Origin of the sequence: Actinorugispora endophytica (assembly GCF_004363075.1) — a bacterium.
Taxonomy (GTDB): domain Bacteria; phylum Actinomycetota; class Actinomycetes; order Streptosporangiales; family Streptosporangiaceae; genus Actinorugispora; species Actinorugispora endophytica.
Map to the genome: position 1 here is coordinate 15,325 of NZ_SNYN01000022.1, position 13,139 is coordinate 28,463.

The 13,139-nt window shown below is 74.8% G+C and carries 13 protein-coding genes; 7 read left to right on the plus strand and 6 right to left on the minus strand.

Annotated elements, in window-relative coordinates:
• Positions 1–3 precede the first annotated feature (3 nt).
• The gene (locus EV190_RS19115; RefSeq protein ID WP_133742973.1) at positions 4–1,167 is read right to left on the minus strand and encodes an MFS transporter; all 1,164 of its coding nucleotides are present in this window, start codon (positions 1,165–1,167) and stop codon (positions 4–6) included.
• Positions 1,168–1,226: 59 nt separating this feature from the next.
• Between EV190_RS19115 and EV190_RS19120 the strand changes: the two genes are divergently transcribed.
• From EV190_RS19120 to EV190_RS19130, 3 genes are all read left to right on the plus strand, one after another.
• Complete coding sequence (locus EV190_RS19120) at positions 1,227–1,973, plus strand: helix-turn-helix transcriptional regulator (protein ID WP_133742974.1); 747 nt, start codon at positions 1,227–1,229, stop codon at positions 1,971–1,973.
• Positions 1,974–2,270: 297 nt separating this feature from the next.
• Complete coding sequence (locus tag EV190_RS19125) at positions 2,271–2,633, plus strand: YciI family protein (RefSeq protein WP_133742975.1); 363 nt, start codon at positions 2,271–2,273, stop codon at positions 2,631–2,633.
• Entirely contained in the window at positions 2,630–3,919 is a 1,290-nt protein-coding gene (locus EV190_RS19130) for an RNA polymerase sigma factor (protein WP_133742976.1), read from the plus strand. Before EV190_RS19125 ends, EV190_RS19130 begins: the two co-directional genes overlap by 4 nt.
• Positions 3,920–4,007: 88 nt before the next feature.
• Here EV190_RS19130 and dhaM read toward each other — a convergent pair whose 3' ends face one another.
• On the minus strand, positions 4,008–4,400 hold the full coding sequence (gene dhaM, locus EV190_RS19135; RefSeq protein WP_133742977.1) for a dihydroxyacetone kinase phosphoryl donor subunit DhaM: 393 nt from the start codon (positions 4,398–4,400) through the stop codon (positions 4,008–4,010).
• A gap of 122 nt (positions 4,401–4,522) precedes the next feature.
• Between dhaM and dhaK the strand changes: the two genes are divergently transcribed.
• Positions 4,523–5,521 (plus strand): dihydroxyacetone kinase subunit DhaK, encoded by a 999-nt coding sequence (gene dhaK, locus EV190_RS19140; protein WP_133742978.1) that lies wholly within the window; start codon positions 4,523–4,525, stop codon positions 5,519–5,521.
• 17 nt (positions 5,522–5,538) lie between these two features.
• Complete coding sequence (gene dhaL / locus EV190_RS19145; RefSeq protein ID WP_243742677.1) at positions 5,539–6,195, plus strand: dihydroxyacetone kinase subunit DhaL; 657 nt, start codon at positions 5,539–5,541, stop codon at positions 6,193–6,195.
• A 174-nt stretch (positions 6,196–6,369) separates the two neighbouring features.
• Here the strand turns inward: dhaL and EV190_RS19150 are convergent, their stop codons facing one another.
• Positions 6,370–7,041: a TetR/AcrR family transcriptional regulator gene (locus EV190_RS19150; RefSeq protein WP_243742678.1), complete on the minus strand. Its 672-nt coding sequence runs from the start codon at positions 7,039–7,041 to the stop codon at positions 6,370–6,372.
• Positions 7,042–7,126: 85 nt separating this feature from the next.
• Here EV190_RS19150 and EV190_RS19155 point away from each other — a divergent pair, with 85 nt between their 5' ends.
• On the plus strand, positions 7,127–7,693 hold the full coding sequence (locus EV190_RS19155; RefSeq protein WP_133742979.1) for a DUF4386 family protein: 567 nt from the start codon (positions 7,127–7,129) through the stop codon (positions 7,691–7,693).
• A gap of 256 nt (positions 7,694–7,949) precedes the next feature.
• Here EV190_RS19155 and EV190_RS19160 read toward each other — a convergent pair whose 3' ends face one another.
• From EV190_RS19160 to EV190_RS19170, 3 genes are read right to left on the minus strand one after another with little or no spacing between them, the layout of a single operon-like run.
• Positions 7,950–9,722: an ABC transporter permease gene (locus EV190_RS19160; protein WP_133742980.1), complete on the minus strand. Its 1,773-nt coding sequence runs from the start codon at positions 9,720–9,722 to the stop codon at positions 7,950–7,952.
• A gap of 2 nt (positions 9,723–9,724) precedes the next feature.
• Positions 9,725–10,555, minus strand: coding sequence for an ABC transporter ATP-binding protein (locus EV190_RS19165; protein WP_133742981.1), 831 nt, complete (start codon positions 10,553–10,555; stop codon positions 9,725–9,727).
• Positions 10,552–11,094: a PadR family transcriptional regulator gene (locus EV190_RS19170; protein WP_133742982.1), complete on the minus strand. Its 543-nt coding sequence runs from the start codon at positions 11,092–11,094 to the stop codon at positions 10,552–10,554. Before EV190_RS19170 ends, EV190_RS19165 begins: the two co-directional genes overlap by 4 nt.
• 280 nt (positions 11,095–11,374) lie before the next feature.
• Here EV190_RS19170 and EV190_RS19175 point away from each other — a divergent pair, with 280 nt between their 5' ends.
• Positions 11,375–13,030 (plus strand): ABC-F family ATP-binding cassette domain-containing protein, encoded by a 1,656-nt coding sequence (locus EV190_RS19175; RefSeq protein WP_133742983.1) that lies wholly within the window; start codon positions 11,375–11,377, stop codon positions 13,028–13,030.
• Positions 13,031–13,139: the final 109 nt, after the last annotated feature.

Here is a 13,139-nt window from a genome sequence, read left to right on the forward strand (position 1 = left end):
CGATCAGCCCGCCCCCTCCACCCCGGGCTCCTCCAGGGTGCGCAGGAGGAGCCAGCCGAGCGCGGGCAGCGCGACCAGCGGCGCGAGGGCGACCTGCAGGGAGGCGGCGTCGGCCGCGGCGCCGATGAGCGGGACGGCCAATCCGCCGACGCTGACGGTCAGGCCCAGGGTGACGCCGCCCGCGGTCCCCACGCGCCGGGGCAGGTAGTCCTGGCCGAGGGTGACGTGCAGGGAGAAGGGCACGTACAGCCCGGCCGAGGCGAGGGCGACGAACACGTAGAGCAGCGGGCCCGGGACGAGGACCACCCCGGCCACGGCCAGGACGGTCAGGGCGTAGGACCACTGGACGACCCGGATCCGGCCGTGGCGGTCGGCGAGCCCGCCCCCGGCCACCGTGCCCGCCGCGCCCCCGAGGTAGAGCACGAACAGCGCGACCGTGCCGGCGACGTCGCCTCCGCCGGTGCGCTCGCGCACGTACAGCGCGACGAACGCGCTGAGACCCACGAAGACGATCGAGCGGCACACGACGGCCCCCGTCAGCTTCGCGAAGGACGCCCAGTCGTCCCGTCCTCCGGCCTCCCGGGCCGGGGCGGCCGCCGTCGGCGCGGCGGGCGCCCCGACACCCCGGAGCGCGGCCGCGCACAGCGCCGCGCCGGCGAGGGCGGGGACGACCAACAGAGGGGAGGCGCGCAGGCCGCCCGTGGCGACGACGGCGGAGACCATCAGGGGCGCGGCGGCGAAGCCCAGGTTGCCGCCGAGGGAGAACCAGCCCATCGCGCTGTGGCTGCCCCGACTGGCGCGGCGCGCCACACGCGCGGCCTCCGGATGGTAGGCGGCGACGCCGATCCCCGACACCGCCACGGCCGCCAGGGTGAGGGAGTAGGAGCCGCCGACCCCGACGAGCGCGACCCCGACGCCGCCCACCAGCGTGCTCACCGGCAGCAGCCACGGCATCGGCCACCGGTCGGCGAGGGCCCCGAACAGCGGCTGCACGACCGAGGACAGCAGGGAGGCGGCGAGGACGACACCGGAGGCGGCGGCGTAGGTGTAGGCGCGCTCGGAGACGAGGAACGGCACCAGGGCGGCCACCGATCCCTGGTAGACGTCCACGCAGGCGTGCCCCAGGGACAGCGCCGTGATGGACCGGGTACGGGGGGTCTGTTTCATCAGCACCTCCCCATCGTCGCCACGGGCGGCCGGGCGCGCTTCCGATAAAGTGCCAACATATGCCGGAAATCCGCCACACCCCCGAAGCCCCCACCCGGATCCGGGTGCTGGCCCCCGGGGAGAGCATCGACGCGCACCGCCACGACGACCACCAGATCATCTACGCGGGCTCCGGGGTCCTGGCCGTCACCACCGACGCGGGCACCTGGTTCGCCCCGGGGACCCGCGCCATCTGGGTCCCCGCCGGGTGCGTCCACGCGCACCGCGCCCACGGCCACCTCGCCCTGCACCTGCTGGGCCTGCCCCCCGACACCAACCCGCTCGGCCTGGACGAGCCCACCGTCCTGGCGGTCGGCCCCCTGCTGCGCGAACTGATCCTGGCCTCCACCCGCGCCCCCCACGACGACACCCCCGAGCGGCTGCGCCTGCGCGCGGTCCTCCTGGACCAGCTGCGCGCCTCGCCGCAGGAGCCCGTCCGGCTTCCGACCCCCGCCGACCCCCGCCTGGCGGCCGTCTGCGCGATCCTGCACCGCGACCCCGCTGACCCGCGCCCCCTGTCCGTCCTGGCCGCCGAGGCGGGGGCCGGTGAGCGCACCGCCAGTCGCCTCTTCCGCCGGGAGCTGGGCATGACCTTCCCCCAGTGGCGCACCCAGCTGCGGCTCTACCACGCCCTGCGCATGCTGGCCGACGACGTGCCGGTGACCACGGTCGCCCACCGCTGCGGGTGGTCGTCCACCAGCGCCTTCATCGACGTCTTCCGCCGCGCCTTCGGCCACACCCCCGGCGCCCACAACCGCAGCCCCTGACCGGCCCGACCCGCCGTCCCCTGCCGACCTCTGCCTCTCCGGTGATCTCGACCTTTTCGGGGTCTCGGACGCGGTTGAGGCCCCGGAAAGGTCAAGATCACCGGGAGGAACGGACACCACGGACATCGGGGAGGGGCCCACCCCCGGCCCCGGCCGCGCGGTGGGAGGATCCTGTCCGACTCACCGCGAAGAAAGATCCGGAGAAGAGCGCCGCCGGATGTCGAGGCCCCGCCCCCGGCTCCGACCAAGGGGTGACAGAGCGCCGACGGGGCGCGCGGAACCGGAGGGACACCCGAAATGAAGTACCTGCTGATGGTCTACGGCAACCAGGAGAAGTGGGACTCCTTCCCCGCGGAGGAGTGGCCCCAGGCCGTCGCCGCCCAGGAGGCGTTCAACGCCAGGTACCGCGAGACCGGTGAACTGCTGAGCGCCTACGGCCTGTCCGACGCCGCCTCCACGACGCTGGTGCGGCGCGAGGACGGCGCCCCGGCGGTCACCGACGGACCGTACCTGGAGACCAAGGAGTACATGGCCAGCTTCTACCTCCTGGACTGCGAGAGCGAGGAGCGCGCGCAGCAGATCGCGGCGGACATGCCCTTCGCCGACAGGAACCCGGTCGAGGTCTGGCCGGTCCTGCACGAGTCCGCGACGGATCTGTGAGCACGGACCCGACCGCGGACCGCGGCGTCGAGGACCTGCTGCGCGCGCTGGCACCGCAGGTCCTCGGCACGCTCGTGCGCCGGTACGGCGCCTTCGACACGTGCGAGGACGCCGTCCAGGAGGCGCTGCTCGCCGCCGCCCTCCAATGGCCGCACGAGGGCGTCCCCGACAACCCCCGGGGCTGGCTGGCCACCGTCGCCGCCCGCAGACTGGTGGACCAGGTGCGCGGCGAGCAGGCGCGCCGCAACCGCGAGGAGCGCGTCGCCCTGGCCACCCCGCAGTCGGAGCTGCTCGCCCGGCCCGCGGACACGGCCCCCGACGCGGACCGCGACGACTCCCTCACCCTGCTCTTCCTGTGCTGCCACCCGGCCCTGTCCGCGCCGAGCCGCGTCGCGCTGACCCTGCGCGCGGTCGGCGGCCTGACCACCGCGCAGATCGCCGCGGCCTTCCTCGTCCCCGAGCCGACCATGGCCCAGCGCATCAGCCGCGCGAAGCAGGCCGTCAGGGCGTCGGGCGCGTCGTTTCGCATGCCGGAGGAGTCCGACCGGGCCGAGCGGCTCGCGGCGGTGCTGCGCGTGCTGTACCTCGTCTTCAACGAGGGGTACACCGCCACGGGCGGCGCCGACCTGACCGCGCCCGGGCTGTCGGGCGAGGCGATCCGGCTCACCCGGACGCTGCACCGCCTGCTGCCCGACGACGGCGAGGTCGCCGGGCTGCTGGCGCTGATGCTGCTCACCGAGGCGCGCCGCCCCGCGCGCACCGGCCCCGACGGCGCGCTGGTGCCGCTGCCCGAGCAGGACCGCGGCCGGTGGGACCGGCGGCTCGTCGACGAGGGAACCGCTTTGCTGGAGCGGATCCTGCCCCGGGGGCCGGTCGGCCCGTACCAGCTGCAGGCCGCCATCACCGCCGTCCACGACGAGGCCGAGCACGTCGGGGACACGGACTGGCCGCAGATCCTCGCGCTGTACGACCTCCTGGAGCGGGTCGCGCCGAACCCGGTGGTCACCCTCAACCGCGCGGTCGCCGTCGCCATGGTGCACGGCCCGACCGCCGGGCTGGACCTGCTCGCCGCGCTGGAGTCGGACAAGCGGATGGCGCGCCACCACCGCCTGCTCGCGACCCGCGCCCACTTCCTGGAGATGCTCGGCGACCGCACCGCCGCGGCGGCCGCCTACCGCGACGCGGCCCGGCGCACCGCCAGCGCCCCCGAGCGGCGCCACCTCGCCTCCCGGGCAGCCCGCCTGTCCAGCCCCGATGGACTCGATCCAGGCCGCTCCTTCCGTTGATCGTGGCCTTTCCGGGGTCTCAGAAGTGGCTGAGACCCCGGAAAGGCCACGATCAACGGAAGGAACCTCCGCACTCCCGGTCCCGGCACTAGAGTTTCCGGAAACCCCGCGCCTCCTCGGCGGCCGCCACCACGGCTACCAGGTCGGCGCCGGTGTTCGCGGTGACCGTGGCGGCGACCGCACCCTCGACGAAGGGGGCGTCCACCAGCACCGCCCGGGGATCCGCCCCGTCCTCCAGGACCATCCGCGCGGTCAGCACCGCGCTGCCCAGGTCGGCCAGGACCACGACCCCGGCACCCGAGTCGGCCTCGTCCACGGCCCGGACGACCTTCTCGTACGAGGTACCGACACCGCCGTCGTCGGTCCCGCCCGCCGCGCGGACGCCGACCCTCCCCGACCCGAGCGCGCCGATCAGTTCGGCCACCCCCTCGGCGAGAAGGGAACTGTGGGAGACGAGGACGATCCCGACCGTGGCTGCCATACCCGCACCCTACCCACCGTCCGGGGAGATCCCCGGCGGAGGCTTTTCCCGTCGGCTCGGCGGGTAGACCCAAGCCGATCCGCGGGCGCCCGCCGCGGCGACACCGCCAGGAGGCCCTGACGATGAAGAAGTTCCTGAACAGCCCCGACACGGTCATCGACGACGCCCTCGCCGGGATCGCCGCCGCCCACCCGGGTCTGGCGGTGGACACGCGGCAGCGGATCATCACGCGCGCGCGGCCCACCCGCCCCGGCAGGGTCGCGCTCGTCTCCGGCGGGGGCTCGGGGCACGAGCCCCTGCACGGCGGCTTCGTCGGCACCGGGATGCTGGACGCCGCCTGCCCCGGGGAGGTCTTCACCTCGCCCGTCCCGGACCAGGTCCTGGCCGCCGCCACCGCCGTGGACAGCGGCGCCGGAGTGGTCCTCGTCGTGAAGAACTACACCGGCGACGTCATGAACTTCGAGATGGCCGCCGAACTCGCCGAGGAGGAGGGGGTGCGGACCGCCACGGTCCTGGTCGACGACGACGTGGCGGTGCGCGACTCCACCTTCACGGCGGGGCGGCGCGGCACCGGCGCGACCCTGTTCGTGGAGAAGATCGCCGGGGCCCTCGCCGAGCAGGGCGGCGACCTCCAGGCGGTCGCCGACATCGGCAGGCGCGTCAACGCGGCCTCGCGCTCCTTCGCCGTCGCGCTCACCGCGTGCACCACTCCCGCCTCGGGGCGGCCCGGGTTCGACCTGGCGGACGACGAGATCGAGGTGGGCATCGGCATCCACGGCGAACCCGGACGCAGCCGGGAGAAGCTGCTCCCCGCCCGCGACCTCGCGGACCTGACCGTGCGGACCGTCCTGGAGGACCTCCCGTTGTCGTCGGAGGACCCGGCGATCGTCATGCTCAACGGAATGGGGGGCACCCCCCTGCTCGAGCTCTACCTGCTCTTCGGCGAGGTCGCGGCGCGGTTGTCGGAGCGGGGTGTCACGATCGCCCGCAGCCTGGTCGGAAACTACGTCACCAGCCTGGACATGGCGGGGGCCTCCCTCACCGTGTGCCGCGCCGACGACCGGATGCTCGAACTGTGGGACGCCCCCGTCAGCACCCCGGCACTGCGCTGGGGTCTCTGACCCGGACCGGAGAGGGAGTGAGCACGAGTATGGACAGCGTGACCATCGACCTGGCCCGCGCCTGGATGCGGGCCGCCGCCGAGAGCATGGACGAGCACGCCGAGGAGCTGACCCGGCTCGACGCGGCCATCGGCGACGGCGACCACGGGAGCAACATGCGGCGCGGCTTCTCCGCCGTGGCCGGCAAGCTCGCCGACACCGACTTCCCCAGCGTGGGCAGCGTGCTGACACTGAGCGGCCGCACCCTCATCTCCACGGTCGGAGGAGCCTCGGGACCGCTGTACGGGACGGTCCTGCGCTCGGCGGGCAAGCGGCTCACCGGTTCCACGGCCTCCCCCGGCGAACTCCTCGACGCCCTGCGCGACGGGATGGAGGCGGTGCGCGGACTCGGCGGCGCCCAGGTCCGCGACAAGACGATGGTCGACGCGCTCGCCCCCGCGCTGGCCGCGTACTCGGCGGCGCTGGAGGACGGGGCGGACCTGGGTGCGGCGGTCGGGGCCGCCGCGCGCGCCGCCGGGGAGGGCGCGCAGGCCACCGTTCCGATGACCGCGCGCAAGGGCCGCGCCTCCTACCTGGGAGAGCGCAGCCGGGGCCACCAGGATCCGGGCGCGGCCTCCACCGCCCTGCTGTTCGCGGCCCTGGCCTCGGTGGTCGGGGCTCCCGACGTACGCTGAGGCGCCCTCCCCTCGGCCGACCCGCCGCCGAAAGACCGTTGACCGGCGAGGACACGGACGACAACGCGCTCAGGGACGTCCTCCCCCGCGCCCGCCGCGAAAGCAGGCGGACCGGCCGGCGGCAGCCGTGGCCGGGCGGGGACCCTGAGGGGCGCGGCGCCGCCCGCACCCGGGTCAGCGGTCGACGAGTGTCCCGACGGCGTCCAGGACCAGGTCGAGGCCGGGCTCGAACTGGTCCCCGAAGGCGTAGCCCTCCTGCGTCAGGTAGTCGGTGGCGAACGCGGTCAGGTGCGGGTACCGCCCCGCGTCGAACCCGGCCATGACCGACTTCGCCACGTCGGCGCCGCCGGGGTCCTCGAACGGCAACGACGCCTCCTGGAGCACGAAGCCGTAGACGTAGGCGTCGATGGTCGCGTAGGCGCGCGCGGTCATCGGCGGGGAGAACCCGCTGTTCGCCAGCGTGCCGACCACCGCGTCGTGGTGGCGCAGCGTCGCCGGGCCCGGCGAGGTCCGCGTCCCCGCCAGCGCCAGCGCCCACGGGTGACGGGCCAGCACGGTCCGCGCCGAGACGGCGTGCCGTCGTATCTCCGACCGCCAGGGCTCCCGCGTCCGCGGCAGCTCGATCTCGCCGAACACCAGGTCGAGCATGCCGTCCAGCAGGTCCTCCTTGTCGCGCACGTGGTGGTACAGCGACATCGGCTTCACGCCCAGGGCGAGCGCCAGCGACCGCATCGTCAGCGCGCCGAGGCCGTCGGCGTCGGCGAGTTCCATCGCGGCGGCCAGGACCCGGTCGCGGTTGAGGACCCCCGGCTTCCTGGGGGGGCGGGTCTTGTCGGAGTCGGACACGTGGACCTCCTTCGGCGGCGTTGACGGCCTCGGGTTCCTACCGTACCGTACTTAGTAAGTGTACTAAGTACGACAGGAGTACGACATGTCCCACCGCGCCGCCGGCCGACTAACCGGCGCCCTCTTCCTTGCGGCGTTCGTCTTCTACGGGGGCGGCAGCGCTCTGGCCGACCGGCCCGTCGGGATCGGTCTGATGCTCCTGAACTCGGTCGCGGTGGCGGCGATCGGAGGGCTGGCCTTCCGGGCCCTGCGCGAGCCCGCCCCGCGGACCGCCCGGTTGTACCTGGCCGTCCGGGCCGCGGAGGCCGTCCTGCTCGCCCTCGGCGTGGCGCTGCTGGGATCGGGGGCGGCCGCGGCCAACGACATCGCCTACGCGACCGCCATGTTCGTCCTCGGAGCGGGCAGCGTCCCGTTCTGCCTCGCGTTGGGGAGGCACCGCTGGGTGCCCGGCTGGTTCGCCTGGTGGGGCGCGGCCGGATACGCCCTGCTCGGGTTGGGCGCGGTGGTGGAGTTCGCCCTTCCCGGCGCGGGCATCGCACTCGCCGCGCCGGGCGGGCTCTTCGAGGTCGCCTTCGGCCTGTTCCTGCTCGGCCGCGGGTTTCCCGCTCCGGCCGTCCACCGCGCACCCGGCCCGCTCACGAGTTCGGCCTGAGCCCTCCGGCTGGGCCTTCCGGAGGCCGGTCCGCCCGGACGGACCCAGGCGGCGAGGCGGATCCACCGCTGATGCGCCCGCCGGCTCGTTCCCCGGGCCGCGCGCCCGTGACCGCGCGGTCGCCGGGGTTCCACGACAAGACCGCCACCCCGATCGTCCCGGACGCGGGTGGCCGCTGGAGCCGCTGCGCCTCTGACGACGACTCCCCGTGGTGATCCGGCGAAGCCCGGCCCCGACCGGCGGCCGGAGAGGTCCGTCAGACGGGGCCGGTGTCGAGGGCGCGTCCGGCGGGGCTGCGGGAGTGGACCCACGCGGGCAGGGCGGTCAGCGCCGCGACCGCCGCCAGGACGGCGAGCGCGGCGGCGACCAGCCACGATCCCGGGGGCGTGACCGCGTTCCCGGGGTTGAAGAACCAGTACAGGACGATCCCGACAAAGGATCCCGCCAGCAGCCCGGGCACGGCGGGCAGGAGCTGCGCGGCGCAGAGCGCCGCGACGACCTGGCCGGGTGTGGCGCCGAGGACGCGGGTGACGGCCAGGACCCGGCGGGCCCGCACCGCGCAGCTCCAGCCGAGGAACACGGTGTTGAGCGCGCACAGCATCACCGTCACAAGGGTGACACCGAGCAGCACCTGGCCGGTGCGGGCGTCCACCGCCTCCAGGGCGGGAGCGGTCGCCACGGTGGCGAGGGCGGTGCGGAAGGAGAGCAGCGCGGTGACCATGACGCTGGTCGCGGCCACGGAGACGGCGGTCAGGACGGCGTGGCCGGGGCGGCGGGCGAGCAGCCGGACCCCGATCAGGAGCGAGGTGGGCAGGTACGCCGTCACGGCGGTCAGCCACGGGCGGCGCGTGAGCAGGCGGGCCGGCTCGGCCAAGGCGTGGACGGTGCTGGTGCGGGCGGCGCGCAGGGCGGGGCCGAGCGTACCGGCCATGGCGACCAGGACGGCGACGAGGACCGCGGCGGCGACGACGCCGGCGGACGGTGGACCGGCGGTGTCGAGCAGCCCGGCACTGGGATCGACCAGTCCGGGTGCGACCAGGGCCCCGACGGCCAGTCCGAGCGCGGCGGCCAGGGCGGTCAGCAGCAGGTGCTGCGCCAGCAGTACGACGGCGACGGTGCCGGGACCGGCGCCGACGGCCTTGAGCAGCCCGGCGCGCCGGTTGTCTCGGGAGGCGCGTACGGCGGCGAGCGCGGCGAGGGTGACGATCGCGGCCGCGGCGAGCAGCCAGCCGCCGACGACCAGGGCGGGCCGGGAACCCCTGATCATGTTCGTGTTCATCCGGAGAACGGTCTGCCAGTCGCGGGTGTTGACCCAGGCGTCGCCCCTGAGGCCGGGGGTGAACACCGTGTCGCGCCATTGGATGACCGCGTCGGGGGAGGTCAGCTTCAGGTGGACCAGGTGGACACCGGAGGCGTCGCCCGCCGCCGCGCGGGCGTCGGCGGTGGTGAACCAGATCCTGCCGCCCCTGTCGGTGGTCCCCGGGCCCTGGGCCCAGTCGCTCCACGGATACACCGGGGTGGCCGCGCTGACCGCGATCCCGACGACCGGGTAACCGCGCCCGCTGACGGTGACGCGGTCGCCGACGCCCACGCCGAGCGCCTGCGCGAAGCCGCGCTCCACCACCGCGCCGCCCGGACGCACCCAGGTCCCCGAGGTCACCAGCGGCCGGTCCACGGCCGACGGCGCGCTCTCGCGCCCCTCGACCGAGGAGCGCGCGGTTCGGCCGTTGGCCTGGACGACAGTGGAGAACGCGAAGACGGGATCGGCCCGCGCGGCCACCCCGGGCATATCCGCGATGCGTTCGACCAGGTCGGACGAGTCCGCGGCCGTCGTGATGGCGGTGAGGTCGGGACCGGCGGTGGCCTCGTGGGTCCTCGCGTACCCGGCGGCCACGGCGTTGTCGGCCGCCAGCCCGAGGGACAGGCAGGCGGTGGCGACGGTGACGGCGAGCAGGAACACGACGGCGTCGCCGGGACGGCGACGCGTGTCGCGCAGGACCAGACGCCACACCAGCAGCAGGTGCCCCATGGTCAGTCCTCCCAGCCCAGCAGCGTGCCGAGCCCCGTGCCGCCGTCGCCGCCCAGACGGATGTCGTCGGCCAGCGCCCCGTCGCGCAGGGAGACGACGCGGTCCGCCGTGGCGGCGACGCGCTCGTCATGGGTGACCACGACCAGGGTCTGGCCGGCGGCGCGCAGCTCGTCGAAGAGGCGGAGGACGTCGTGGGTCGCGGCGCTGTCGAGGTTTCCGGTGGGCTCGTCGGCGAGGACCACCAGCGGTTCGTTGACCAGGGCGCGGGCGATGGCGACCCGCTGCCGCTGCCCGCCGGACAGCTTCGAGGGCAGGTGCCGGGCCCGGTCGGCGACCCCGACCCGGTCGAGGAGCCCGGCGGCACGGCGGCGGGCGGTGCGCGGCGAGGCTCCGGCGAGCAGCGCGGGCAGCTCGACGTTCTCCGCCGCCGTCAGCTCGTCCATCAGGTGGAAGGACTGGAAGACGAAGCCGACGGCGCGGCGCCTCAGCCTGGCCAGCGCCCGTTCGCCGAGGTGGTCGACGCGCCGCCCGCCGAGCCACACCTCGCCCTCGGTGGGCCGGTCCAGACCGCCGAAGAGCTGCAGCAGCGTCGACTTTCCGCAGCCGCTGGGCCCGGTCACGGCGAACGTCTGCCCGGCGGGAACGTCGAGGTCGACCCCGTCGACGGCCCGCACCAGGTTCTCGCCCCGCCCGTACGTCCGCGACAGGCCGACCGCCCGCAGCGCCGTCCCGGCCGCCTCACCGGGGTGGCGATCGGCCGGTCCCGCGTCGGGGCCGTCCTTCGCACCCCTTCGCTGCGACCGGCCCCTGACCCGCAGACCGTCTCTGCTCATCCGTCTCCTCCGCCTTTCCCACGCGGAGCGCGGGCGGCCCAGGTCCGCTCGCACGCCTCCAGCCAGCGCAGATCGGCCTGCAACCGGAGGGCGACGCCCTCCAGGAGCAGACCGGCCTCCGAGTTCGCGTCGTGAGCGAGGGCGGCTCGCTGGGCTTCGGCGAGGTTGCGGATCAGCTCCCGCCGCCGCGCGGCCACGAGCGCGAGCGGATCGGCCAGCCCCGACTCGGCGGCGGCCACCAGCTTCAGGTGGAACTCCGTCACGTCGGCTCTGGGCCCGGTGGTTTCGGCCAGCCACGCGGCCACGCGCTCCTGCCCGGACGCGGTCAGCGCGTACACCTTGCGCCGCGGGCCGCGCACCGGCGCGTCCTCACGCTCCTGAACGACCAGGCCCGCCTTTTCGAGCCGGGTGAGCGTCACGTAGACCTGCCCGGCGTTCAGCGTCTCCCCCAACGGTCCGAGCGCCGCCGCCAACCGCCTGCGCAGGTCGTACCCGTGCGACGGCTCCTTGGCCAGCAGCGCCAGTACCACGTCCTGCACGGGCCATCCTCCTCTGCGACACTTCAATAGATAGCGGTTATCTAAAAGGGCGTCAAGCCGGCCCCCTCCGCGGCCGGGGCGGAGAACTGGCGGTCCGGGGAGGCCGTCTGTTAGCTTGGCGGTATGCAGTACCTGTACTTCCTCTGAGGACGACGCCCCCGGCCGCCGTTTCCGCCCCTGCACCGGGCCCGGCCGGACGTCCCCCGCGTCGTTCTTCGCTCCCGCGGGCCGCCGCGCCTCTTCCGCGCCGCCGCCCGCAGGGTTTCGCCCTGGAGGAAAAGTGCCCGCCATCACTGCTTCGCGCGCGCGTGCGCGCGTCCATCTCAGCACCGCCGACCTGCGCCTGTCCCGCGGCGGCCGACCGGTTCTGACCGGTGTCGACCTGACCGTCTCCCCCGGCCAACGGCTGGGGGTGGTGGGAGAGAACGGGCGCGGGAAGACCACACTGCTCCAGGCCCTCGCCGGGACACTGAGACCCGACTCCGGCACGGTGCGCCGGGTCGGCACGATCGGGGTCGCCGGCCAGGAGGTCCCGATCGACGCCGACCGCACGGTCGGCGACCTGATCGACGTGGAACTCTCCCGGGTGCGCACGGCACTCCACGCGTTCGAGACGGCGACCCTCGCCCTCACCGACGGACACCCCGGCGCCGAACAGGACTACGCCGACGCGCTCGCCGACGCGGAGGCCGTCGACGCCTGGGACGCCCACCGCCGCGTCGACGTCTCGCTCGCCGCCCTCGGCGCGGTGAGCGACCGCACCCGGACGCTGGCCGGCCTCTCCGTCGGACAGCGCTACCGCGTCCGGTTGGCCTGCCTGCTGGGCGCCGGACACGACCTGCTCCTGCTGGACGAGCCGACCAACCACCTCGACGCGGCCGGACTGGAGCACCTGACCGCCCGGCTCCGCGAGTACCCGGGCGGGGTCGTGCTCGTCAGCCACGACCGCGCGCTGCTGGCCGACGTCGCCACCTCGGTGATCGACCTCGACCCCACCCGCGACGGCCGCCCCCGGACCTACGGCGGCGGCTACCCCGGCTACCGGGAGGGGCGCCGCGCCGAGCGGGAACGCTGGGAGACCGAGTACCGGGACCAGCAGGAGGAGCGGCGACGACTCGAACAGAACCTCTCCACCGCGCGGAACCGGCTGTCCACCGGATGGCGTCCCGACAAGGGGACCGGCAAGCACACCCGCGCGACCCGCGCGCCGGCCCTGGTGCGGGCGGTCCACCGACGCCAGGAGGAACTCCGGGCGCACGCCCTCGACGTCCCCGAACCGCCGTTGCGGTTCCAACCACCGACGCTCGGAGCGCGGCCGGAGACCACACTCCTGCGGGCCGAAGAGGTGACGGTGGACGGCAGGCTCACGACGCCGTGCTCGGCGCTCCTCGAGACCGGCGGCCGCCTGGTGGTGACCGGCCCCAACGGCTCCGGCAAGTCGACGCTGCTCTCCGTGCTCTCGGGAGAACTGACCCCCCACTCGGGGACGGTGCTGCGCGAGCCGGGCGCGCGGGTGGGGCTGCTCGGACAGGAGTCCCCGGCGCCGTCCCGGCGGACCGCCCACGAGGTCTACGAAACCGCCGTGAACCGCCTCGTCGTCTCCGGCGAGCTGCGCGAGGACGACCGGGTCGAGCTCGCGCAGCTCGGCCTGCTCCCCTCCGACACGGTCCACCGGCCGGTGGCCGAGCTGTCGGTCGGCCAGCAGCGACGACTCGACCTGGCGGTCCTGCTGGCCGCGCGACCGCACGTCCTGCTGCTCGACGAGCCGACCAACCACCTTTCGATGGCCCTGGTCGAGGACCTGTCCCGGGCGCTGGCCGCGACGGACGCCGCCGTCGTGGTGGCCACCCACGACCGACAGCTGCTCCGCGACACCGCGGCCTGGCCGCGGCTGCGGATCCGACCCACGACCCCGACGAAACCGGATCGGCCGTAATAGGGTGAGCGCGGCCTCGAACTGGGGACGGACCCGGATACGGGTGCTGATCTTCTCCGAGAAGATCCTGTCGCGCGGGATGCCGTGCGCGCTGAGCGCGTCCAGCTGC